The 22772-nt window shown below is 59.8% G+C and carries 20 protein-coding genes; 14 read left to right on the top strand and 6 right to left on the bottom strand.

All coding sequences use genetic code 11. The features are described 5' to 3' along the window. The first annotated feature begins 154 nt into the window (after nucleotides 1-154). From I6F21_RS06505 to I6F21_RS06495, 3 genes are all read left to right on the top strand, one after another. The gene (locus I6F21_RS06505; RefSeq protein WP_225182958.1) at nucleotides 155-1810 is read left to right on the top strand and encodes a recombinase family protein; all 1656 of its coding nucleotides are present in this window, start codon (nucleotides 155-157) and stop codon (nucleotides 1808-1810) included. A 79-nt stretch (nucleotides 1811-1889) separates the two neighbouring features. Beyond that, nucleotides 1890-2069 carry a hypothetical protein gene (locus tag I6F21_RS06500; RefSeq protein WP_225182957.1) on the top strand — a complete coding sequence of 60 codons (180 nt, stop codon included), beginning with the start codon at nucleotides 1890-1892 and terminating at the stop codon, nucleotides 2067-2069. Between the two features lie 443 nt (nucleotides 2070-2512). Continuing rightward, nucleotides 2513-2719 carry a hypothetical protein gene (locus tag I6F21_RS06495; protein ID WP_109143083.1) on the top strand — a complete coding sequence of 69 codons (207 nt, stop codon included), beginning with the start codon at nucleotides 2513-2515 and terminating at the stop codon, nucleotides 2717-2719. A gap of 652 nt (nucleotides 2720-3371) precedes the next feature. Here I6F21_RS06495 and I6F21_RS06490 read toward each other — a convergent pair. After that, entirely contained in the window at nucleotides 3372-4157 is a 786-nt protein-coding gene (locus I6F21_RS06490) for an outer membrane beta-barrel protein (protein WP_109143082.1), read from the bottom strand. Between the two features lie 87 nt (nucleotides 4158-4244). On the opposite strand from I6F21_RS06490, the gene I6F21_RS06485 reads away from it, so the two are divergent. Beyond that, on the top strand, nucleotides 4245-4856 hold the full coding sequence (locus tag I6F21_RS06485; protein WP_225182956.1) for a transcriptional regulator: 612 nt from the start codon (nucleotides 4245-4247) through the stop codon (nucleotides 4854-4856). Nucleotides 4857-5581: 725 nt separating this feature from the next. On the opposite strand, the gene I6F21_RS06480 is transcribed toward I6F21_RS06485, so the two are convergent. Beyond that, nucleotides 5582-5791: a hypothetical protein gene (locus tag I6F21_RS06480; protein ID WP_225129282.1), complete on the bottom strand. Its 210-nt coding sequence runs from the start codon at nucleotides 5789-5791 to the stop codon at nucleotides 5582-5584. Nucleotides 5792-6603: 812 nt separating this feature from the next. After that, entirely contained in the window at nucleotides 6604-7155 is a 552-nt protein-coding gene (locus tag I6F21_RS06475) for an HAD family hydrolase (RefSeq protein WP_225182955.1), read from the bottom strand. Between the two features lie 585 nt (nucleotides 7156-7740). Between I6F21_RS06475 and I6F21_RS06470 the strand changes: the two genes are divergently transcribed. The 4 genes from I6F21_RS06470 (at nucleotide 7741) to I6F21_RS06455 (ending at nucleotide 12044) form a co-directional block, all read left to right on the top strand. Next, complete coding sequence (locus tag I6F21_RS06470) at nucleotides 7741-8340, top strand: VTT domain-containing protein (RefSeq protein WP_225182954.1); 600 nt, start codon at nucleotides 7741-7743, stop codon at nucleotides 8338-8340. Between the two features lie 431 nt (nucleotides 8341-8771). Beyond that, nucleotides 8772-9857 (top strand): GDP-mannose 4,6-dehydratase, encoded by a 1086-nt coding sequence (gene gmd, locus I6F21_RS06465; RefSeq protein WP_225182953.1) that lies wholly within the window; start codon nucleotides 8772-8774, stop codon nucleotides 9855-9857. Next, on the top strand, nucleotides 9838-10809 hold the full coding sequence (locus I6F21_RS06460) for a GDP-L-fucose synthase (protein ID WP_249787462.1): 972 nt from the start codon (nucleotides 9838-9840) through the stop codon (nucleotides 10807-10809). Before gmd ends, I6F21_RS06460 begins: the two co-directional genes overlap by 20 nt. A gap of 23 nt (nucleotides 10810-10832) precedes the next feature. Continuing rightward, on the top strand, nucleotides 10833-12044 hold the full coding sequence (locus I6F21_RS06455) for a glycosyltransferase family 4 protein (RefSeq protein ID WP_225182952.1): 1212 nt from the start codon (nucleotides 10833-10835) through the stop codon (nucleotides 12042-12044). A 432-nt stretch (nucleotides 12045-12476) separates the two neighbouring features. Here I6F21_RS06455 and I6F21_RS06450 read toward each other — a convergent pair whose 3' ends face one another. Beyond that, entirely contained in the window at nucleotides 12477-13433 is a 957-nt protein-coding gene (locus I6F21_RS06450) for a class I SAM-dependent methyltransferase (protein WP_225182951.1), read from the bottom strand. Between the two features lie 304 nt (nucleotides 13434-13737). Here I6F21_RS06450 and I6F21_RS06445 point away from each other — a divergent pair, with 304 nt between their 5' ends. The 6 genes from I6F21_RS06445 (at nucleotide 13738) to I6F21_RS06420 (ending at nucleotide 21677) form a co-directional block, all read left to right on the top strand. After that, the gene (locus tag I6F21_RS06445; protein WP_225182950.1) at nucleotides 13738-15405 is read left to right on the top strand and encodes a glycosyltransferase family 39 protein; all 1668 of its coding nucleotides are present in this window, start codon (nucleotides 13738-13740) and stop codon (nucleotides 15403-15405) included. A gap of 4 nt (nucleotides 15406-15409) precedes the next feature. Then, a complete protein-coding gene (locus I6F21_RS06440; RefSeq protein WP_225182949.1) occupies nucleotides 15410-16558 on the top strand; it encodes a glycosyltransferase family 4 protein in 1149 nt (382 codons plus the stop codon). Nucleotides 16559-16562: 4 nt separating this feature from the next. Then, nucleotides 16563-17831, top strand: a complete 1269-nt coding sequence (locus tag I6F21_RS06435) for a polysaccharide pyruvyl transferase family protein (protein WP_346656810.1) — start codon at nucleotides 16563-16565, stop codon at nucleotides 17829-17831. Then, complete coding sequence (gene asnB, locus I6F21_RS06430; protein WP_225182948.1) at nucleotides 17771-19741, top strand: asparagine synthase (glutamine-hydrolyzing); 1971 nt, start codon at nucleotides 17771-17773, stop codon at nucleotides 19739-19741. Before I6F21_RS06435 ends, asnB begins: the two co-directional genes overlap by 61 nt. Before the next feature lie 164 nt (nucleotides 19742-19905). Further along, nucleotides 19906-20667 carry a methyltransferase domain-containing protein gene (locus I6F21_RS06425; protein ID WP_225182947.1) on the top strand — a complete coding sequence of 254 codons (762 nt, stop codon included), beginning with the start codon at nucleotides 19906-19908 and terminating at the stop codon, nucleotides 20665-20667. A gap of 74 nt (nucleotides 20668-20741) precedes the next feature. Beyond that, on the top strand, nucleotides 20742-21677 hold the full coding sequence (locus tag I6F21_RS06420; RefSeq protein ID WP_225182946.1) for a lysylphosphatidylglycerol synthase transmembrane domain-containing protein: 936 nt from the start codon (nucleotides 20742-20744) through the stop codon (nucleotides 21675-21677). On the opposite strand, the gene I6F21_RS06415 is transcribed toward I6F21_RS06420, so the two are convergent. Together I6F21_RS06415 and I6F21_RS06410 are read right to left on the bottom strand one after the other, a co-directional pair. Continuing rightward, nucleotides 21659-22432 (bottom strand): hypothetical protein, encoded by a 774-nt coding sequence (locus tag I6F21_RS06415; RefSeq protein ID WP_225182945.1) that lies wholly within the window; start codon nucleotides 22430-22432, stop codon nucleotides 21659-21661. The two genes, I6F21_RS06420 and I6F21_RS06415, sit on opposite strands and share 19 nt — an antisense overlap. Beyond that, the gene (locus I6F21_RS06410) at nucleotides 22433-22720 is read right to left on the bottom strand and encodes a hypothetical protein (RefSeq protein WP_225182944.1); all 288 of its coding nucleotides are present in this window, start codon (nucleotides 22718-22720) and stop codon (nucleotides 22433-22435) included. Nucleotides 22721-22772 lie beyond the last annotated feature (52 nt).

Below are 22772 nucleotides of genomic sequence, written 5' to 3'. Positions count from 1 at the left end.
GACCGGCTGTGTCTTGACCGGTTGATCACGCGGGCCAGAGCCACAAATGCCATTCGCAAGCGCAGCAACCAACTCGTACAAGTGTTTGGATTCTTGAAGAGCGACAGAGCAAGCTGTTCTATGTATTGGTGGCTCGCGTCCGGATGAGGTGAAAATGAGTAATGCGCTCATCGTTCACAAAGCTCATCTGCCAAAATCGCTCCTCAGCGTACGGGCAGCGCAATATGTCCGTATGTCAACCGACCGGCAGCACTACTCGATCCAAAATCAGGCTGCCGTCATCGCCGCCTACGCCCACGCCCATCATCTGACGCTGGTCCGAACCTACAAGGACGAGGGCGAGAGCGGCCTGCTTATCAAGAACAGGACCGGGCTCCTCCAATTGCTTGAGGATGTCGAGAGCAACCAGGCCGACTTTGGTCACCTTCTGGTCTATGACGTAAGTCGATGGGGCCGTTTCCAGGACGTTGATGAAAGCGCGCACTATGAGTTCGTTTGTCGGCGCGCGGGCATCAAGGTCGCATATTGCGCTGAGCAATTCGAGAACGATGGAAGCATGCTCGCGAGCATCGTCAAAAACATCAAGCGCGTGATGGCTGCCGAGTATAGCCGCGAGCTGTCCGCGAAGGTCTACGCCGGTCAATGCCGCTTTGCGCGGCTGGGCTACAAGCCATGCGGACGTGCCGGCTATGCGCTTGTGCGGGAGCTCGTCGACGAGAAGATGCAAACCAGACGAGTGATGAAGAAGGGCGAGCGGAAGTACATCCTGACCGATCACATTCGTATCAGACCGGGCGACCCCATGGAAATCGCGGTCGTGAAGTGGATATTCCAACGGTTCTTGGAGGTTAAGTCGGAGACGGTCATCGCTTGGGAACTCAACCAAAAAAGGCTCGTCTCGAGTACCGGCGCGGCGTGGACCCGCGCCGCGGTTGGTACTGTTCTCAGAAACGAGAGCTATATCGGAAACCTCATCTTCAACCGGAAATCCCAAAAGCTCCGACAGGCCGCGGTGAGGAATCCGCCTGAGCAATGGATCAGATCCGAGGGCTGTATCGAGCCCATCATCGATCGCGAGGTCTTCTTCACCGCCAGAAGCATTATGGAGAACCGGCGCGTGGATCTTTCTGAGCAGGAGATGCTGGTTCGGTTGCGCAAAACTCTTCTCAAAGAAGGCCGCTTGACGCCGGCCATTATCGATCGAACTCCGGGATTGCCCTGCGCTGCGACCTGCCAGACCCATTTTGGCAATTTTCGGAATCTCTATCGGCTGCTCGGCTACACCCCGAAGCGGAATTACGAATTTCTCGACGCCCGTCCTTTCTGGTCCGAGCTCAGGGCAAAGCTCATCGAACAGGCCGCGGCTGCGATCAAGGCGGCCGGCGGACGCGTCAGTTCAGGCGGCTGGAGTCATTGCCTGCGCGTGAGCGGGTCGGTCTGTGTTTCCGTTAGGGCTGCTCGTTGGTCCCCTGGCCAAAAGCCGACCCATGCACCGTACTGGAGCATCGAGCGCGAGGCGTGCCTCCCCGATGGTTGGATCGCAGCTATCCGCCTCGCCGAGCACAATCAGACGGTGCTCGACTACGTATTGTTGCCGACCGATGGCAAAGTGAAACGCACGATCCGCTTTTCGGAGGCAGCGCGAGCGCGCCGAGGAATTGCGCGCTTCAAGACGGCCAATGGCCTCGTTCAAGCCATCACGAGGCGATTGACAAAAGCTGATCCTACTACCCACACGCTCCGAACGCGGGGGCGCCGGCGACCGAAAGCGATGCAATCTAGAACTAGAAAGATTCACCGACGACGCTGATACCCGACAGACCGTTATTTTGAGACCTTGTGCTCACCCTCGGCGTGAGCTTTGATGCGCGCATTTAGGATGTGCTATTATGAGCGTTAAGGCGATTGTCGCGAAAATCCTAAGAGACGAACTCACGCCCCTGGGCATCCGGTCTCTGACGGTCCAGGAGTCTGAGAGGATCGCGGCTCACATCTTCGAGCGGATCATTGACCTTGAATTGGAGCTTGAAGCTCGTGACTTCGCCTCCATGAGCCGCGATCGCGACTAGCCTTCTCGTGCTTTCGCGAGGTGCTACTGCCAGCCTGGCAAGAGCCACGAGCAGCCTGGCAAGAATTGAGGCGACTTGAGCCGGCCCGACCCCTCGTTGGTCAGTCGGCATGGAGATCACGCCAGAGACCAAAGAACGGCGTTGCAGGGGCTGGCTGCTGCTGGTCTCGAGCCGTAGACGGGGCACGGGCAAGCTAAAAAAGGGCAAGTACTCCCGTTAACGTCGGCTATCGCTGTGCTATGCTGAGGGGCGACTACGAACGTGGTCGCAATCTCAGTTAACTCCCGTCGGCTACCTAGCCGGCGGGGTTTTTCTATGGGCCTTAAGGGCGACGAGAGACGCCAGTTCAGATTGCGACATTAACTTGGTTTTAATACCCGTTGTACAGGGGCGCCGGGTCATGTAGACACGGCCTGTGTCCGCGTCAGTTGCGTTTAAGAGTCATGATTACGTACAAGCAGTACCACATCCAGCGATTTGAGCACGGCAACGCGCGTTGGATTGCCCGCGTTAGCCGGGCAGATGGTCAGAACATCCGCACCATCTTACCGGCCGCTGAGCACCCGTACCTTGATACGAAGCCGACCGCCTCCGCCGAGGAAGCCGAGGAACTTGCCAAGGAGGGCATCGACTTTGGCGGTATGGTTTAGGCAACTCTGCTAGAGTTCGCCTAACAACTGCACGCGAGATCGAGGGCCCCTTTAAAAAATGCTAGAGCCATGAAGAGAACTGAAGGGTCACTTCGGCAGAAGGCTCGATCGCTCGGGATTGGGTTAGGCCGCCACGATAGCCTCGAGCGAAATGCCGCTTAGCAGATGCGGCACTCGTTTCTGCGTCGTGTGTGTCCTCCGCCAAACATGGGCGAGGATCTAAAGGCTTCGATGCTCGCCTTACGAGCCGCGAATCGCTCGTTTTCTGTTGCACATGGACCAGGGATCGAGACCCGCGGCTCTGTAGACCCGAGCAACTAGAAGCCGGCATCGAGTCCCGGGCATGGTCGACAATAAAGCACATACGGGCGGCCGGCAGTGCAATGGACGCTCCTTGCGAGAACCGCAATCATTGCAGCGAATGCAGCCTGCGAAATCACGCCGACCACCCCGTCAGCGCGGGGTGTATCCACCGTTGAAGGCGGCACACGGCGTGAAAACCCTCAGCGCGGACACGACCTGCCCCCTTTAACGTGCATTTCCGTCACCGCTGTGCAGCGTAATTTTCCCGGAGGCCACCTCGAAGCAGGGGCGCCACCAAAGAAAAAGCCCCGGCGATGCCGGGGCTTTGACGCTTGATCGTGGGATCAGATCAGTACTTCGCGACGACCGGACCGGTCCAGTTGAATCGATAGACCAGCGAGGTGCTGATAGTCTGAACCCAGGGCTTGAACGAAAGGTTAGTCGCCGCCGGCACGTTGCCGACGTCCGACAGCGCATCGATGCTCTTCCGATCATAGTAAGCGGCGCGATACTCCGTCTTCATGAACCAACCGGGCGACTGGATGCCGAAGATGTTCAAATTGTTCTCCACGCCACCACCTACGAACCAGCCATGCCGGTTGAACGAGTCGGTGTGGAAACCAGTCGGAAGGCCAGTGAAACTGCCGAGCAAGGTCGAGCCGGACCAATGCGATCCGCTGTAACCGCCATTGACGTAAGAGAGAACGTTCGGAGCAATCAAATAACCAACACGGACACCAGCGGCCCAAGCAGTTTCCATCTTGAGCTTGCCGGTCACGGCGTTGAAGGGATCCTGAACGTTGCCCCTCAAACTGCCGAACTGACCGTCGGCGAACACACCGGCGACCCAGGTGCCGCTGAACTGCCAGTCGTAACCGGCGCCGACCGTACCAAACCAGCCGTCGCCGCCCTGATTTTGGTGCAGGCTAAGTGCTGCACCCGTTGCTGCAACTTGAGAATACGTATCGGCGTCCCAGATGCCGCCGCCGCCACCGCCGAAGACGTAGAAGCCGGTCCAGTTGGCGACGGGCGCCGGCATCGGAGCCTTCGCATAAGGACGGGCCGCGAGGTCAGCCGCTGAGGCCGAACCGGTCATCGCCGCAACGGCGGCCAGCGCGAGCAAAGTCTTCTTCATTTTCAGGTCCCCAAAGTGCAAGCGGTCAATGTCCGATTGAGGTAATCTAGACGCATTCGCCAGAATTGCTGTAGCTCGGCGGCCACAGTGACGGACAAAGGCCCGGTGATGCTGGAGGACGATAGCCCAGATTTAAACGAATTGCTCCGCGACAACCCAGCGGGAATATCCTCTTATCTAACTGAAAAATTTGGAGAAAACGACCCAGGACGAGCGCGGGCAGCTCTTTATGTGGTTTTTGTCGCCCAAAATGTGCAGATGCTGGCGCGGGACGCCGGACTAAGGCGGGATGCTCTTTACAAAACATTTGGGGGCCGAATCGACCCTCAATTGAGCCGGGTTCTCAAGCTCCTAGCGGCCATGAACGTGGTACCCAGAGTGGCACCCGCACCAGGCGGCTCCGAGGCGATTGCGGCGCGCTTGACAGAAGCTTTCGGTCGAGAGGACCCTGCCGAGGCCATCCTTGGATTGAGCGAAGTCGTCAAATCCCAAAACGTGAGCGCTTTGGCCCTTAAACTGGGGGTCATGCGGACGACAGTGTACAAAACTTTCGGAGGAACCGTCGATCCGCAACTGAAACGTGTCCTAAACCTGTTCGGAGCTTTGCAAGTCAGATTGGCAGTCGAACCTGCGACACCACCAAAGATCAGGCCGAATCGCCCAAAGCGAGGTCGCCCACCAAAAGTGCAAGCGCCGTGAATCGATGAGTAACGAGAGAGAAGCTCATTAAACTTGATTTAAACTTGGTTTGACCTGCACGGGAGGGCTGCTCGACTCAGTTAGGAACGACGGCTTCCGCTGCGGAATTGGTGACGCGCTGTGTTTTCGCAGAGCCCTGATCCGTGCTGGCCAGACGACATGGGAATTGAGATGATCCAAGCCGGGCTGGCTAATCAGATCGGGGATCGCCAAGTGCTGACCCTGCAGCAATGTCTCAAACTAGTGCTCCTCGCAACCCTTTAGCTTACGGACGACGGCGCAGCTATCAACGACCGTTGCGTCGTTCCGGGTCGGTTCAGACTCGCGGACATTAACTACCCATCAACACCCGTTATGCGGCAGGGCGGGGCAAGTAGATAGAGCCTGTGCCAGCGTCAGTTGCGTTCGAGCTTCTTGATTACGTACAAGCAGTATTACATCCAGCGGTTTGAGCACGGCCACAACCTCTGTGTTGCCCGCATCACACGTGCGAATGGTTAAAACATCCGAACCATCATGCCAGCCTCTGAGCATCCCTACCTCGATACTAAGCCCGCCGCTTTCGCCTAGGAAGCCGAGGAGCTTGCCAAGGAACACATCGACTTTGGCGGTATGGTCTAGGCGGCTCTTCTAGGGGTCGCCTCCCCCGTTGCCCACGAGATCGAGGGCCCTTATCGTTTCCCGACGGGCAATAGCCTTTTTTTGGGAAGCTATAACCTGGCTGCTCACAGCAGCATTCGCTTCCCAAGCCAAGCCAGCGCCGTCGAGCAAGCGGCCGAAAGCAATGCAGTCCAAAACCAGGAACGCCCACGGGCGGCGCTGATTGAGCGCAGGTACAGGAACGCTCCGAGAACCATTCCGTAATTCTTTCGGAATTCTCCGTTAAGCTTGGCTACTTCCGGCAGATCGGACAAAGACTTGCATTCGTCGGCCATTGGCTGGGCTCCATTTGCGCTGGACCAGCACCCTATGAACCACTGTTTTGCCCGACGACGCAAGTTCCATTTCTGTTTTTCGGTACGCTTAGCGAGACGGCCATTGGGGTCTTTTTCAGCCCTTCGCCGATCCGTACGCAACTAGCTCACTCGACAGCTCGGACTTGAATCGATCCAGCGAGGACCTTATCGACCGGCCGGGATCGACCGCCCGATGGCGAGGGCCCAATGGTAGTTTATGCCGCCTCCATGACGTCGAAATAAATCCAGCAGCGATGCACCGTCGATGGGGGCGATGTTCGCCGACGTACTACCTGCCCGTCGAGCCTCGCTTCTATGGACCTAGCCAGCTTGAGGTCCTCATCCGTTGCTCCACTTCATTCGTTTGAGCCCTCGCCGCTGCCGCGACAGGGCGGCCTTCTCGTAACGCTCCAAGCTCGACAGAAGTCTCATCTGCTTTGGTTCAGCGCTCTCTATAACGGCTAAGATCAGACCTAACCGAAGCATTCGCAGCCGCTCCTGTCGATTCCTGGCCTGAGCCAAATCTTGTGCGAGCTCCATACCGGCGCCCTTGAACTCCTCCGCAAGAAGTGCATCGAACCCGGCGAAACTAGAACCTTCGGAATCGTCCCAACGAGAAAGACCATGCCGATAGGCGTTGCGGCTCGATATTGCCTTCCCACAACTTGTTTGCGGGCCGGTACTCTTCGTCGCGTTTGCGCGATTGGCTTCGATTTGTCTACTTGTCGCCACCTTCCCTCCTTGATTTCGAGAATTAGCGATCGACCGATCTCGATCGCTAATCGACGGCGCTAATCCTCCGTTCCCGGGACGCCACGATGTTGATGAGGAAGATCGCGGGACCAAGCCGTCAACAGCGGCGCGATAAAGGTATGGAGGTTAGGCCCATCAAACAGATAGGCCGCGATGCCAGCCGCCCCCGCTGCGGCGAGGTCGCTCTGCTTGTCCCCGACCATGAAGCTTGCATCGAGATCCACTGGGTACCGTTCAAGCAGGGCTCTAATCATCCCCGGTTGCGGCTTGCGACAGTTGCAGAGGACACGGTATCTCTCAATCAGACCATCGGGGTGATGGGGGCAAAATTCGAACGCATCGATATACGCTCCAATAACAGCAAGCTCACGCGACATCCATTCGTGTAAATTGCGAACGTGCCGTTCTTCATAAAATCCCCTGGCGATTCCTGATTGGTTCGTCACAACAAACGCGAAATATCCGGCGTCATTGACTGCTTTTATGGCCTGTTGGGCTCCGACGACCCACCGAATCTTGTTGGGATCAAAAGTATAGCCATCATCCTCATTGAGGACGCCATCGCGATCAAAAAAAACTGCCGGACGCATCTTACGGGCCCAAGTTGCATCGAGAGCAGCCGATCTTCCGACAATCTCTGCTACTTTTCAACATATCGCACGATGAGGCAGGATCGTGCTCTGCCAGCGTGCCTTGCGTCTTTCTCTGTGCTCCACATGCGTCGGCTGGCTTCACCGAGTACTATATGCTGCAGAACGCGTTGAGCTGGCGAATTGATCCCATCGCTGCGACCGACATCGACGCGCGCCTTGCGTCCCATGGCACCTTTCGGTCCTTGGGTCCCTGCGCGCCAGCTGGTCCGCCCCCCCGGGCGCGTTGGGGCCGGCGGGGCCCTGCGGTCCTGGATCTCCCTTCCGCTCAGGATCCCTGTTACGAGTACAAGCGCGGTAACCAATACAGTCACCATCATCCTTTTTTGCATATTGAGGGCCGCAAGGGATCCGAAGATGCGCATTGACCCGTCGACCAATCACCTTCAAATACCTAAAGCCGCATGGACGCTCCGTCGCACGGCCCCAGGTGGCTCTGTCCAGCTTCCAGCCGGATTCCGATCCCCCACGAACCTTTTTCGGAGAACCGGCGGGCCTCTGACCTAAGCATGCAGCCTTAAAAGAATGAACTCGCCCCTTTTAGACACGATGAGTGCCTGGTTTCAAAATCTCGGCGATCTCACGCCAAGTTCGGTAATGGCGGTCTGCTTCGTATTTTTGATAATGGCTTTCATCGTGCTTCCCCGCACGCCTCTCATTTGCGCCGCCGGTGCCGCCTTTGGCTGGAAAGTCGCCGTAATCATCTTGTTGAGCGGTACTGTCGGAGCTATCCTCGCTTTCCTCACTTCCCGCTACGTCGCGTCGAGCTGGTTTCGACAAAGGCTTGAGAACAAGCCTAACTTCGGCGTCATTGCACAAGCAGTAGACGAGGAAGGCTGGCGCATTATCGCGCTGATGCGTCTGGGCGTGCCCCTTCCCGGAGCAATTCAAAACTACCTGTTCGGTCTGACGAGGATTGACATCTCAACGTACTCGATCTCGACTTTTATTTTCACTGCGCCGCAAGTGTTCCTGTATTCGTTTCTGGGCGCGACCGGCCGAGCCTCGCTTCTGGACGAAAATCCAGGCATCTCGCTGATCACATTGGCGCTGATCATCGCACTTGTTGCCCTTATAGGATGGCGGGTAAGAGCCTTACTGTCGCGGCGAGCGCCACTCGCCTAGACGCGCGAGTTCGCTCACGCTCGAATTCAACGGCCGCCGAGCGCGCAGCGACGGTCCCATTGCAAATGCTCCTCATGCTCGGTCCCGGCGGAAGGGGTCTGAAACCGCGCGAACCGGCCGGTCTTGTATTTCGCCGCTTATCCTAAGGTGGGCCTAACAGGAACCACTGCTAACCCCCCTCAACTTTGTCCCTGGGGCGGGCTAGCGAAGACTTAGATTGTGCTGTGATGCTGCTCGTGATCCTGCTGCCAAACCGTGAGGCGGTTGCTGACCGCCCGCATCTCCCCCTTCGTTGATAGGCAATTGCTCGGTGACCTATATCGCCTACAAACGGGTGCATTTGCTTGACAAGCGGACGATGCTGGAAAACAAGAGACAAGAAAGTAGGCTAGCAGTCTCATCGATCCCAAACCGGTCGCCTGGACATCGTTATGAATGCTCAAGACTCCAAACAACGCATCGCCCTAATTACCGGCGTGACTGGACAGGACGGTGCGTATTTGGCCGAATATCTGCTATCGCTCGGCTATGTTGTGCACGGCATCAAACGGCGCTCGTCGTCATTCAATACCGCCCGCGTCGACCATCTCTACCAGGATCCGCATGTCGGGGAGGTGCCGTTCCTGATGCACTATGGCGACATGACAGACTCGACCAACCTCATCCGACTCATGCAGCAGATCAGGCCGACCGAGATCTATAACCTAGCCGCCCAGAGCCATGTCGGCGTCAGCTTCGAAAGCCCGGAATACACTGCCAATGCCGACGCGATCGGCGTGCTGCGGCTGCTCGAGGCCATCCGCATCCTCGGCATGGAGAAGGAGACGCGCTTCTACCAGGCCTCCACCTCCGAACTCTACGGCCTGGTGCAGGAGGTTCCGCAGAAAGAGACTACGCCGTTCTATCCGCGTTCGCCCTACGGCGTGGCAAAGCTCTACGGCTACTGGATCACCGTGAACTACCGCGAAGCCTACGGCATGTTTGCCTCGAACGGCATCCTGTTCAACCACGAGAGCCCGATCCGAGGCGAGACCTTCGTCACCCGCAAGATCACCCGCGGCGTCGCCCGCATCGAGGTAGGGATCGAGGAAACGCTCTATCTCGGCAATCTCGAGGCCAAACGCGACTGGGGACACGCCAAGGACTATGTCGAGGGCATGCACATGATCCTGCAGGCCGAGAAGCCCGACGACTTCGTGCTCGCGACCGGCGAGACCCGCTCGGTCCGCGAGATGGTCGAGCTGTCCTTTGCCGAAGTGGGCCGTCAGATCGAGTGGCGCGGTACGGGTGTCGAGGAGACCGGCATCGACCGCAAGAGCGGCAGGACGGTGGTGCGTATCGATCCGACCTATTTCCGCCCCACCGAGGTCGATCTTCTCATCGGCGACGCCAGCAAGGCCCGCAAGCAGCTTGGCTGGAAGCCGAAGCGGACATTTGCCCAGCTCGTGCAGGAGATGATGGCGAGCGATCTGGCCGAGGCCAAGCGGGAGATCGCCCATGGCAAGCACTCCGTTTGAAGTGAAGGGTAAGACCGTCTACGTCGCCGGCCATCGCGGCATGGTCGGCAGCGCGCTCGTGCGCCGACTCGCGCAGGAAGATGCGAAGCTCGTCACGACAACCCGCAGCGAGGTCGACCTCTGCAACCAGGCCGCGGTATTCGACTGGTTCGCGAAGACGCGGCCGCAGGTGATCTTTCTGGCCGCAGCGAAGGTCGGCGGCATCGTCGCCAACAACACGCTGCGCGCCGAATTCATCTACGAGAACATCGCGATCGCAGCCAACGTGATCCATGCCGCGCATCAGAATGGCGCGGAGAAGCTGATGTTTCTGGGCTCGTCCTGCATCTATCCAAAGCTCGCGGCCCAGCCGCTGCGCGAGGATTCGATGCTGACGGGGCCGCTCGAGCCGACCAACGAGCCTTACGCGATCGCCAAGATCGCTGGTATCAAGATGGCGGAGGCCTATCGCAGCCAGTACGGCAGCGATTTCATTAGCGTGATGCCGACCAATCTCTACGGCCCCGGCGACAACTACAATCCCGAATACAGCCACGTCGTCGCCGCGCTGATCCGCCGGTTTCACGAGGCAAAGCTTTCGAACGCCGCCAACGTCGTCGTCTGGGGTACCGGCACGCCGCGGCGCGAATTCCTCTATGTCGACGACATGGCGGACGCCTGCGTGCACCTGATGAAGACCTATTCGAGCGCTGAGCTCGTCAATGTCGGCACCGGCGAAGACATCACCATCGCCGAATTCGCCCGCGTGGTTGCTGCCGCCGTCGGCTATCGCGGCGAGATCTCCTTCGACATCTCGCGCCCCGATGGCACGCCGCGCAAGCTGCTCGACATCAGCCGTCTTGCCAAGCTCGGCTGGCGTGCCAGGACCTCGCTGGAAGATGGCATCCGCCGCGCCTACGCGGCCTATCTGGCCGAGAGCCAGGCCAAAGGACTCTCACAGCCCCACGTCTGACCGGCGAGGATCGTAGCTCGCATATGGATACTCCCGCAAAGCTGATCATCGCGGCCCAGTTCTATCCGCCTGATACGACCACGACGGCCGTCTATGTCGGCAAGATCGCCGACAGCCTCGCGCGCGATCGTCAGGTGGTCGTGATCTCCGCGACATCAGGCTCGGGCACGGCCGGCCACCCCGGCAAGCCCGAGATCGTCGAGCTCAAGAGCTGGAATCCGCGAAAATCCGCGCTTCTCCAACGTGCGGCGGCCATCTGCCTGCTTGCGGCACAGATGTTCTTCTCGGTCTTGCGGCGGGCAAGGCCAGGCGACGTTGTATTCTGCGTCACGACACCGTTCACCCTGCCCTATACCGTGCTCCTTGCAGCCAGATTGCGGGGCGCAAGGACCATGCTCCTGATCTACGATCTCTACCCGGAGGCGCTTGAGGCCGCCGGCATGGTCCGCTCCAACTCGCTCGCGGTCCGGCTGATCCGTTTTGCCAACACGCTGCTGTTCCGGCGCCTGGACGCGATCATCGTGATCGGCCGCGACGTGCCGCCGCTGATCGAAAAATATCGAGGGGTCACAGCAGGCCAGCTTCACTTCATTCCGAACTGGGCGCTGATCCCGATCGGACACCGCAAGACCGATCCGGCCAGCCGCTTCCGCGCGCCGGATCCCTCGAAATTCACCGTCGGCCTGTCGGGTAATCTCGGCTTCACCCACGACCCCGCTACGGTTTTCGAAGCGGCCCGCCTGCTGCGGAACGAGACGGACATTCATTTCGTCCTGTCCGGCTGGGGCGTGGGCTGGGCCGTGCTCAACGACCTCTTCGCCAAGGACAAGCTCGAGAATGTCACGATGTTCGAGCCAGTGCCTGAAGAGGAACTCGTCGAATTCCTGTCGGCCGCCGATCTCTGGGTCATCCCCTATCGCCGGCATATCGCCGGCGTCTCGATCCCGAGCCGTCTCTACAACATCCTCGCCGTCGGCCGGCCGGTGGTCGTCACCTCGGAAACAAATTCGGAAGGCGCGCTCGTGCTCGGTGAAGAGGCGATCGGATGGGTCGTCCCGCCGGAAAATCCCGCCGAGCTCGCGCGAGCCATTCGCGAGGCGGCGCGCGATCGGCGTGCCACGATGGACAAGGGTGTTCGCGCGGCAGGCGTTGCCGAGAGATATCGCGAGGATGTCGCCCTCGCCGGCTATCGCCAGGTTGTCAACCACGTTGCTCGAGGAAGGACACGCCGCTGAGCGGCACTCGCAAGACAAGTGCCACCTCCCGGAACAGCAGGATTTTACGCAGAGCGGTAGCGTGCGGCATCAAAACTGCAATTTCCACCGACTCTTTCCGCCGCTCGGCCTTTCGCCGGCTAGAATGAACTTGTCAAGGCTCCAAGCGATTAGAATTCCTGCTAAAGGTTGCGTTCGGCCATGCGCTACGACGACCTCGATTTTCTCGCGAACGACCGACCTGTAGGTCATCTCTCACTGCCGCAACCCTTGGGCGTGTCTATGCCGAGCCGATCTTTCAATCTGCTCGCGGTCGGGCGTCCCGTGATCATGGGACGCTTACGAAGGGGCAACGTGCTGCCAGGCTGCCCGAAAAACACCGCGAGTCGATCCCCTTACGGGATACCGTTCTTGGTGGCTTGGGAGGACGAGTTAACGGGACTGAAACCAGAGCTAATTAAGCGGCTTCTCATACCAGACAAAGTGCGAGAAGCCGTTCTTCGGCCAGCCGCCCGTTTCCTGCTCCAAGATCTTGAGCCCGAACAAATCCGCCAGCGTCTGCAATTCGTTCGCGTGATAGAAACGCGCGATAGGTGTCAGAAAAAAGTCGCCGAACTGCTCCCATGACGGCTCTATTGCAGGAAACTTCCACTTGCCTTGCACACAGCCCAGCGTGGCCCAGAGCGCGAGATGATAAGGCGGAAAAACGGTGAACTTCAGAACTCGATCGCCGACTTTCTTTCCGAACAGATGCTGGACCCCCTTGAGGGGCGGGCTCAGGGCAAAATACAGAGAACGGTAGAGGTTGTCCCAATTGTAGACTGCATAAAGCATCTTCCCGCCAGGCTTGAGAATGCGGACAAGCTCCATGAAGCATCGCATCGGATCCGGCGTGTGATGCGTCACTCCGTGCGAGATGACGATGTCAGCAACTTCGTTCGCGATGGGAAGCCTGAGGTTCGAGCCGAGAACGCCCTCCGCATTGAGCGGCGGCCTCTGGATCTGCCGAATCGAGCCATAGGCAAGGTCAATCCCGAACGGCGTTATTCCCCGATGCTCCTTGAACGCCTGGACGATGGCTCCCTTTCCACACCCGACCTCGATGACGGTGTCAGCCCGCGCGAAGAGATAATCGTATTTTGAATCCCGAAGCCAGCGTCCCAACGGAAGGTTGTCCAGATCCATGTAGTTGTTGCAGGGCGTCTCATCGTAGTGATCCCGAATGCGGTTGTGTATGCTGTCGGGAATGACCGCCGTCGTTCCTGCATCCGGACGCAGATCCGCAACATTGCCCATGAAGCCGTAGCGCAGACCAGACGTCTCGCCGCGGAGGTAATCTCCCTCGATGACGAGAGAGCCGAGATCAACGGGGTCTCGGAGCAAGCTCAGATATTTGGGAACGAAGGACATCGCATCTCGGTAAGAGTAAAAAATTTCAGGAAAATCCGTGAGGCGGCCGGACCTTAGACTTCTCCGACTTCGTGAAGCAAGCCTCTTGTTCGGAGCTCACGCCTCATGATGCAAGTTCCATGATCGGCGTCGGTATACCCGCAAGGCTGCGCCCCGATACGCATATCCGCCCTTAAGGCTTGACAACAAAAGGTAAATTCGAAACATGCTGCGATCCTGCAACCAATGCGCGCGAGCCACACCGTGACAAGCAATTCAATGAGCAGTGACGTCACCGCTCGAACGAACGACGCGCGCGAGCGCCATGTCATCGTCTAACGACAGAGCCATAACCGAGCGCTCCGCGCGCATTCGACTGTCGATCGCGGATCCGGCTGATCTCCTGTTTATTGCGGCCGCGGCCATCTGGTTGATCCAGGCCGTCTACATGATTGGGCATGTCGACAGCTGGCTCGACGAAGGCCTTTATCTGATTAAGTCAGGCGAATATTTCAGCGGCCGAGTCCAGCCCTACTCGCTCGAGGACGCGACCGCCTACCCGCCGCTTTATTTCTATGTGCTCGGAGCGGCGCAATGGCTGTTCGGCCACGGGCATCTGGCGGGGCGCCTCTTGTCCGTCTTTCTTTCCCTGTGCACGCTCATTCTTCTGCGCAAAAGCGCGCATCGGTGCCTGCGCGACCGGCCGGCCGCCGCACTTGCAGTGCTCATTTATGCCGCAAATCCGATGGTCGTCGCTTATATGTCGACCGCGACTCCTTACGCAATCATCACCCTGCTCACCCTGGCATCGTTTCTGGTCGTCACGGAAACCAAGCCGCTCCACCCCTTGCTGCAGGCGACAAGCATGGGGGTGCTTGCCGCCGCACTCGTCCTGATCAGGCTAAATCTCGCAGCCACGCTGCCAATGTTCGCAGCGGTCCATCTGCTGGTAAGCGGACAAGCGAAGAAACGCGCCCTGGCCACGCTTGGGGGAGCGGCGCTGGTCGCAGGCGCTTGTCTCGTCGTCAGCATCATGATCTTCGGGCACGGCCTCTTCGAAACGCTCTCCTTCCTGCCCGGCCTTGCTCAAATTCTCTGGCGCTTTACCGACGTCGGCACCGAAATGCAGGACGTCCTCACCCTCACGCGTTCGCCGAACGACTTGCAGTTCAGCTGGTCCGTGGTTCGCGAAGTCGCCAACCGCTTTTTCCTGCAACTCTATCCGGCGCTGCTTCTGCCCGCAATTCCGGGCGGAGCGCTCAGCCTGGTGCACTTCCGCCGCCTACCTCTTGCAGGCTTCTGCACGCTGTATTTTGTCGTCATGACGCTCGTGCACCTTCTGGGCTCCCAGAGCTATTGCCCGCCGTGCCTGATGGCTTATGCTAACTACTTCCTGCCGTTTGCGGCCATTCCCGCCGCTCTCTGTCTCGTGACGATCGGTGCAAGGATTCCCGCCTCCGCAGGACGAACAGGACTGATCCTGTTCATCCTTGCTACAGACTACTACGCCGCCTCGAGGAGCAGGCTTGGAATGCTGATCTCTGATTGGTGGTCGAACCCACTCGCCAACGTTCAGACTCTCGCGCAATCCCTCAAACCGCTTCTTCCTGACGGCCGCGTCCTCGTGCTCTCGGGCAAATATCAGCCCGTGCAAGCCGTCTGGCTCGCGGGCCGCTTCATAGAGCCCTACAGCGTAAGCCTTTTTCCCAACCTGCGCGAGCCTCTGGACGGCCTCGATCCCGAGACCAAGGCGAAGGCGCGCCATGCTTTGCAGATGCGCGGGTTTCGCGACGCGACCGCTCTAATCGAGGATTTGAAGCGGCCGGCGGCAGCCGTCGTTCTTCAGGAAGTGCCTCCGCTGGGCGACATGCTCGCCGTTTACCTCGGAAAACCCAATGCTGAGCAGGTCGAAAACACGCTTCGCGAGCGTTACAGCAAGGTGGGCGACGCATCGGAGGGCAACGTCACCGTCTCCGTCTGGCTCCCGAAGTAAGCTCATGCGCATTCTCGAAATGAACTATGAGTTTCCACCCGTCGGTGGTGGTGGCGGCAAGGCCACCGAAGACCTGGCGACGGAGCTTTCGAAGCTGGGCCACTCGATCCGCGTCCTGACAGCGCGGCAGGGCAATCTGCCGCGCCTGGAAACCAGCGCCGGATTAGAAGTCGAGCGCATCTTCGCGTTTCGTAGGCAGCGCGACCGCTGCTCCGTCTGGGAGATGATCGGCTTTATCCTGATGGCCGTCCCAGCCGGGCTGCGAACGGTCCGCACATTTCGTCCAGACGCAATCCACGTCCATTTCGCGGTGCCGACCGGTTTCGCTGCGTGGCTGGTTGCCATGCTCTCGGGCACGCCATACGTCTTAACGGCGCATCTCGGCGACGTTCCGGGCGGCACGCCGGAACAGACCGACAAGTTCTTCCGCGTGATCAAACCGCTTACCAGACCAATCTGGCATGGCGCCGCCACCGTCACGGCCGTCAGCTCATTCGTTGCCCGGCTCGCGCGCGACGCCTATGGACTTGAGGCCATTGTCATTCCGAACGGCGTCGACATAGATAAATCACCGGCAGTTCCGCGCGCGCCGGAGAGCACCGTCAAGCTGATCTTCGCGGGGCGCATGGTGCCTCAAAAAAATCTTGCGTGGGGGCTGCAGCGGCTCGCGGCCGTCAATGACCGGAACTGGACGCTCGACCTGTTCGGCGATGGTCCGAGCAGAGCGGCCCTGGAACGGCACTGTGCGGTGCTCGGCCTTTCCGATCGCGTCGCATTTCATGGTTGGGTCACACCGGCGGAAGTCGATCTTGCAATGTCCCGCTCCGATATCCTGTTTATGCCGTCGCTGAGCGAAGGGCTTTCCCTGGTCGCAATCAACGCGCTGGCGCACGGGCTCGCGCTCGCCTGCTCACGCATCGACGGCTTTGCCGACGTGCTCGTCGAGAACGAGAACGGACTGTCGGCGGCGCTCGACGATCCCAGGGGATTCGAACACGCTCTTACGCGTCTCCTGGATGATCGGGACCAGCTGTTGCGCATGAAACTCGCAAGCAGGGCCAAGGCGGCCGCGTTCGACCGCAGATCGATCGCTGCTCGTTACGAGCAAGTCCTGCGGTCGGCCGCCTCGCAGCATACCCACGGGCGCAAGTGACACAATGTCAGCGTATCAGCAGAAATTCGTAAGTCCACGCGTCATCCGCGGCAACCGCGGCGACCTGCTCAGCCGATGGGGCATTCTGAGCGCGGTTGCGACCATGACACAGAGGCCAGTCGACGTCTTTTGCTCGCGGCAGAGGCATTTGCCGCCAATCCCTGCGACGTCGATCCCCTATGGCCGAGTGTACAATCTCTTTCCGCCGCTACGCGGCTGGCGATCTTTGGCGAAGGCCGATGTTGTGCTATGGACCGGCGGGCTCGACCTGCAGGACGATTCATCGCTCGCCAAGCTGTGCCACACCTGGCTCGTCTTCTTCATCTATCGCCTGCTCGGCCTCAAGATCGTTTGCGTCTGCCAAGGTGCGGGTCCGCTTGAGTCCCCAATAGGGCGCTTTCTTGCGCGGGCGGTGCTCAGCCAGGCCGCAGTCTTCATGGCGCGCGACAAGGGCACCTTCGATCTCGTCACTTCGCTTCGCTCTCGCGCCAGGCTGGTCCGCTCCCACGACGGCATCTTTCTGCCCGGATTTGAGCCGGTCGAACACCCCACCTCGAAGGTGTTCGCCGACCTTGAGAAGATGTCGGAAGAACATCGCGGGCCTCTCATCGCGATCAACATGCGTCTGTGGTTCCACTTCACGGGCGGATTCCTGCCGTATCAGTTCGCGAAGGCATCGTTCCGCGAGCGCGCCGACGAACGTATGTCGGCGTTCGTGGATGCCTTTGTCAGGCTGATCGGCCGGCTTCGCACCGAGATGGACGCGCGCGTGGTTCTGGTTTCGATGTACGAGCCGGGCATCGAGGAATGGGAAGACGACGCGATGTGGTTAGGCCAGTTGAAAGCCAGTTTTGCCGATGACCCTGCGGTTTTATTGTGCGAAGATGACCTCTCGATCCCGGAGTTCATTACCCTGATGAAGAGATTCGACTTGGTGATCGGAACGCGGCTGCACTCGACCTTGACCGCGCTGAGGCAAGGCGTGAGAGCGATCCATCTTTCCTACACAATCAAGGGCAGGGACATCTTCGACAGCCTCGGGCTGGCCGAGTTCGCGTTCGATCTAAACAGCTTCATCGAAGCCCCAGACCAGGTCTTCGAGCTTGCGCGCACGACCATCGACAAAAAGGATCTGCCGGCCCGGATCGCCGGGATCACCGTGAATGCCATAGTCGAAAATCTGCACGCGCTGGATCAGGCGCTGGTGGAGGCTTGCACCGGCGCGCGGGGTTCCGGCAGGCAGCGATCGCCCAGCAATTCGCGATCATCCTGATGTGCGGTATTGCAGGCTTCATCGGCGAGTGGGACGCAGCTCGCCTCGACGATCTGACGGACGCGCTCGCGCATCGCGGGCCGGACGGACGCGGCGTCGATTTCATGCCGTCGGGCAGCGCGATCGGCCTGCCCGCAAGCGCCGTTGGACTGGGACACCGCCGCCTCTCGATCATCGACGTAGCAGGCGGCGCGCAACCAATGTGGAATGCGGATCGCACTGTAGGCCTTGTGTTCAACGGCGAGATCTACAACTTCCGCCAGCTTCGCAAGGAGCTCGAGGCCTGCGGCCAGCACTTCTCGACGCATTCCGACACAGAGGTCATCCTTCATGGCTGGCGTGTCTGGGGCCCGCGGGTCGTCGATCGCCTGGAGGGAATGTTTGCATTTGCCGTGTGGGACACGCGCGCTCGAAGCCTGTTCCTGGTGCGCGACCGGCACGGCATCAAGCCGCTCTACTATTCGATTCCCCGTCCCGGTCAGATCATATTTGCCTCCGAGATTCGGCCTCTGCTGCGTGCCGCCGACACCGCTGTGACGATCAACAGATCGGCCCTTTACGAATATCTTTTGAGGGGCTGGTCCGCACAGGAATCAACGCTTTTTTCCGGCGTTCAGCAGCTTCAGCCGGGCTGCCTCATGCGGTTCGATCCGACGAAGGGAGCTAGTGCCGCGAGGGTCGAACGATATTGGCGTATGCAGAGACCTGGCACCGCGGAACTTGCCGCATCTACCTTGAATGACGAAGTCGCCGACACGCTGTGCACCCTCTTCGATAAGGCAGTTTCTGCGCATCTCGTGGCCGACGTGGAGGTGGGCGTGCTGCTGTCCGGCGGGCTCGATTCGTCCGCGGTGGCGGCCTCGATGGCGCGGCTGATGGACCCGTCATCGATACAGGCATTCACGATCGGATTTGGCCTTCCCGACGACGAGATTCCATTTGCGAGGTCAGCCGCGAGCCATTGCGGGATCAAATCGAAGGAGCGCCTCGTCCATCCGTCCGTGTTCTCATCGGAGTTTGCCCATTGCATCGAGAGCCTTGAAGAGCCGATCGCTCACCCGGTCATGCAGACGACCTGGCAAGCGGCAAAGTTCGTTCGGCAGAACGTGAAGGTGGCCCTGCTCGGCGAAGGGTCCGACGAGCTGTTCGCCGGCTATCCGCACTACCGGCTGTTAAGGCCACCCTTTTCGCTGCTGCCAGGACGGCTGGTGCGCAAATACGCGCTTGACGTCATGTGCCTGATGCCGGACAGCCGCACGCTCGGGCGCTTGATGACACCGGGCTCCTACGAGCCAGACGCCCTCGGAGCCATCGAGCGCAGGATTCAACCGTGGTTCGGCGGGGACGATGACGCGAACGACATGCTTCGGTTCGAGGCAGAGACTGCGCTCGTCCAGAACCAACTCATGCGCGTCGACAAGCTGACCATGGCGCATTCCGTCGAGGCGCGTGTTCCGTTCCTGGACAACACATTCGCCGAATACGCCAATGCGCTTCCCTTCGCACTGAAGACGGAGAACGGCACGGCGAAGGCGATCTTCCGCAAGGCCATGCAGTCCCGACTACCGACCGATGTCCTGTATCGCCCCAAGTCCGGCAAGAAGGGTACGCAGGCCCTGCTCCCCATGATCAACGGGCTGCTGGCATCGGGCGGCCCCCTGCATCACCTGGTGGACGAAAAATCGATCGCGGCGAGGGGCTGGTTCGATCCGAAAGCGACGCGCGGCTGGATCGATGGTATGACTTCACCCGTTGTTCGCCACCACCCGATCGAAAGCCGGCGGCGTGCCAAATTCGCGCTTGCCCTCGCCGTCCTCGAACAGTGGTGCCGCCTCTACCTCGACGTCGACCGTAGGACCTCTCCGGTTGAGATCAAACAGATTCCAGAACCTTCCAGATGCCCGCCGTAGCCCCAATGTCCTCAGAGCCAGCCGCAGTTTCCTCGTTCGATTGTCTGGAGCCCACTCTGTTCAGCAGGCTGCGGCAGCAACTCTACCCGATCTATGTCAAGTCGTTCGGCCCGATCGCGGGATCACAGCATCACCTTGCTCGGATGACGGACGACAGCCTAGACGTGAAACGGTCGATTGCCCAATTGTCACTTTTCGAGAAGGAAAGCGGCCGCAGGTTGCAGGGACTGAAGCTACTCGAAGTGGGCGCCGGGCTCGGCCTGACCGTCACCACGGCCCGGCTGCGGTTCGGGGCCGAAGCATACGGCCTGGAACCGGGTGGCGAAGAGTTCAGCGGCACTTACGAGCTCGGTCAGCAGCTTCTGGACGGCTGCGGGCTCGATCCCGAGCTTCTCGTCAATGGAGCCGGAGAGCACATCCCCTTCCCTGACCAGAGCTTCGATGCCGTCATATCGTCCAACGTGCTCGAGCATGTCGCCGATCCCGCAGCGGTGATGAAGGAGTGCTTTCGGGTGCTGCGACCAGGCGGCGTCTGCCACATGGTGATCCCGAATTTCGGCAGCTGGTGGGAGGGCCATTACGGCCTGCTCTGGTTGCCCCACAGCCCGCACTGGCTCGGCCGGATTCGCGTGCGCCTCGCAGGGCGGGACCCGGCCTATGTCGACACGCTGCAGCTGATCACGCCCGCCAAGATGAAGCGCTGGATCGCACCATTCGGCGACAGGATCGAGGTCAAGGGATGGGGCCAGGCGCTGTTCGACGAGCGCGTGCGGTCGCTGAATTTCGAGGAGTATTCGACGCTGAGGCTCGCCAAGAACCTGTTGCGAGTATTCCACCGGCTCGGTGTCATCACAATCCTGCTTGGCATTGCACGAGTATTGCGCTGGGAGACTCCCATCGTTCTCACCTTCGTCAGGACGTCATGAAGCTTCGCCCCGGCCTGCTTCGGCAATGGACGAACGCCCCGCAGGTCGCACGGCTAGCCTGGCGCGGCTGTCAATTGCTGATCTCCGTGTCGCTGATCCTGTGGTTGCTCTCGAAGGTCGATTCTGCGACCATCAGCACGATCGCCGGTTTTCCTCCGGCAGTTCTTGCCATCTCGCTCGTCGTCTTTGCGACCAGTCAGGTGTTCGGCGCGTTACGGCTATGGGTGCTGCTGCGCGGCCAGGAGACGAGCTTTCCGCCGCTCGACGTGATGCGACTGACCTTCATCGGTTTCTTCACTAACAACTTCCTTCCCAGCACAGTTGGCGGCGACGTTTACCGGGCGGCAGCGCTCACGCGCGGCGGCCACGACCTGAACGTCGCGGTCCTGACTCTCGTCGCCGACCGTTTGCTGAGCCTGGTCGTCGTCGTGCTGATGACGGCCGCAGCCCTGCCCTCCACCAACTTCTGGGAGCTGCGGCCTAGCGTGACCGCAATCTCCGCCGCATCGCTCGCGATCTGGATCGTGCTAGCGCTTGCTGTGGTGGGGATACTGGGTGTCCTGGCGAGCCGCAGCCCCTCGTTCCGTCCGGTCGTCACGAGAATGGGCCAGAAAATGGCCGCGGCCACCGCACGCGCACTCCGCCTCGCCGGCCTGCCTCGCGTCCTTGCGCTCGCGGTCCTGTTCTCCGTGCTAAGCTCCGCCGCGTCGATCCTGGCCCAGTTCATCATCGCGCAAGCGATCGGAATGAGGGTAGACGTCATCCAGCTCACCGCCGTCATCGGCCTCGTGACGCTGGCGGCGCTGATGCCCGTCTCCATCAACGGCATCGGGCTGCAGGAAGCCGGCCTCGTCGCGCTGTTTCAGCTCTTGGGCGTTGCGCACGAGCCGGCCATTGCCTTTGCCGCCTTCAGCAGAGCGTTGATCCTTGGAACGAGCCTCATCGGCGGCCTGCTACTGATGTTCTCGGGCCGGCCGTCGACAAGTCAGACTCACCTTCCGAAACCGTAGTTCTCTGCGGCAAGATCCGAGCCGCGGTAGAGCCAAGCCATTTCGTAGCCGCGAAAGTCGAGGGTCAGGATAGGACGTGATTTCGGTTGCGGAAAGCCCTGAACGATACGGCTCCGATTGAACAGATAATAATCGTGATCGCCCAAGGGCTCTTTTCCGACGACATTTGCGGCATCAAATATGTCGAATGACCGCGGCCGCTCCGCCAGCCATCGTCCATAATACAAGTGAAAAATTCGCCCATTTCGACAGATGTCCGGCGATCTCCCGCAGAACTCCTCGAACTTCTCACCCAGGAGCGCGCGTTCCTCGCCCCATCCCATCCAGGATGGATTCAATCGGCCGGCCTCCGCATGATCGGCGTCCGGATAATTTAGCCAGAACGGTCGAAAAGCAGCGTACAGCGGCCGGAACGGCACCGTCTCCAGGATCAAGAACAATGCTGCCATGAAAGCAATGGCGGCAAGACCAACGTTCCTCGTTCGATTCACCAGACCATACGTCTGGGCGCTCGACAATATGACTAGCAGAGACGCAGCGAGAATCAGGAATAAGGGCGTGTTTAGATATCGGTGGGCTAACGGCACCTGCAACAGCGCGCCGATCAAGATCAATGCCAGCGCCACAACGAAGAGAAAACCAGCGGTGGCGTCGCACGGTCTGCGTCCGATCAGCAAGAGTATGCATGCGAGGAGCACCATGATGAACAGCGGACTCGGAATCGCAACGATTAGGATTTCGAAGGCATGACCCAATTATACGAGTCTGGTGATCGCGAGACTGTCGAAACCGAAATGCAGCCACACTCCATTCAACGCAAAGGATGGAGTTATCGGACTCGGATAGAACGGCGCCCAATAGGGCTGCAGCAGAGCTGCTGAGACCAGACCTGCGCCAAAGCCAAGAATCATCATGCCGGCAACGGTCGCCGGAAAATGCCGCACTGCCCACGGGAGCTTGGGGGCCTTCAATCGTTGGCTCCAGCTTCCGAGCAGCACCGCCGCCCCCACCAAGGATCCAATGGCCATCGTCACGGCAGCCACACGGCTGGGAATTTCCCCGCCGCCTTCGTTCGCCGTTTCGGAAGCGATCGCA

It is taken from the genome of Bradyrhizobium sp. NBAIM03, from assembly GCF_020194055.1.
GTDB classification, from domain to species: Bacteria; Pseudomonadota; Alphaproteobacteria; order Rhizobiales; family Xanthobacteraceae; genus Bradyrhizobium; species Bradyrhizobium yuanmingense.
Note: the sequence above shows the minus strand (reverse complement) of the source record. Positions and strands in the feature narration are given on the sequence as shown.

What these genes read in the sequence shown, in the direction of transcription:
- I6F21_RS06505 (WP_225182958.1), top strand. Translation starts at nt 155, where the DNA reads ATGAGTAATGCGCTCATCGTTCACAAAGCTCATCTGCCAAAATCGCTC.
- I6F21_RS06500 (WP_225182957.1), top strand. Translation starts at nt 1,890, where the DNA reads ATGAGCGTTAAGGCGATTGTCGCGAAAATCCTAAGAGACGAACTCACG.
- I6F21_RS06495 (WP_109143083.1), top strand. Translation starts at nt 2,513, where the DNA reads ATGATTACGTACAAGCAGTACCACATCCAGCGATTTGAGCACGGCAAC.
- I6F21_RS06490 (WP_109143082.1), bottom strand. Translation starts at nt 4,157, where the DNA reads ATGAAGAAGACTTTGCTCGCGCTGGCCGCCGTTGCGGCGATGACCGGT.
- I6F21_RS06480 (WP_225129282.1), bottom strand. Translation starts at nt 5,791, where the DNA reads ATGGCCGACGAATGCAAGTCTTTGTCCGATCTGCCGGAAGTAGCCAAG.
- I6F21_RS06475 (WP_225182955.1), bottom strand. Translation starts at nt 7,155, where the DNA reads ATGCGTCCGGCAGTTTTTTTTGATCGCGATGGCGTCCTCAATGAGGAT.
- I6F21_RS06470 (WP_225182954.1), top strand. Translation starts at nt 7,741, where the DNA reads ATGAACTCGCCCCTTTTAGACACGATGAGTGCCTGGTTTCAAAATCTC.
- gmd (WP_225182953.1), top strand. Translation starts at nt 8,772, where the DNA reads ATGAATGCTCAAGACTCCAAACAACGCATCGCCCTAATTACCGGCGTG.
- I6F21_RS06460 (WP_249787462.1), top strand. Translation starts at nt 9,838, where the DNA reads ATGGCAAGCACTCCGTTTGAAGTGAAGGGTAAGACCGTCTACGTCGCC.
- I6F21_RS06455 (WP_225182952.1), top strand. Translation starts at nt 10,833, where the DNA reads ATGGATACTCCCGCAAAGCTGATCATCGCGGCCCAGTTCTATCCGCCT.
- I6F21_RS06450 (WP_225182951.1), bottom strand. Translation starts at nt 13,433, where the DNA reads ATGTCCTTCGTTCCCAAATATCTGAGCTTGCTCCGAGACCCCGTTGAT.
- I6F21_RS06445 (WP_225182950.1), top strand. Translation starts at nt 13,738, where the DNA reads ATGTCATCGTCTAACGACAGAGCCATAACCGAGCGCTCCGCGCGCATT.
- I6F21_RS06440 (WP_225182949.1), top strand. Translation starts at nt 15,410, where the DNA reads ATGCGCATTCTCGAAATGAACTATGAGTTTCCACCCGTCGGTGGTGGT.
- I6F21_RS06435 (WP_346656810.1), top strand. Translation starts at nt 16,563, where the DNA reads ATGTCAGCGTATCAGCAGAAATTCGTAAGTCCACGCGTCATCCGCGGC.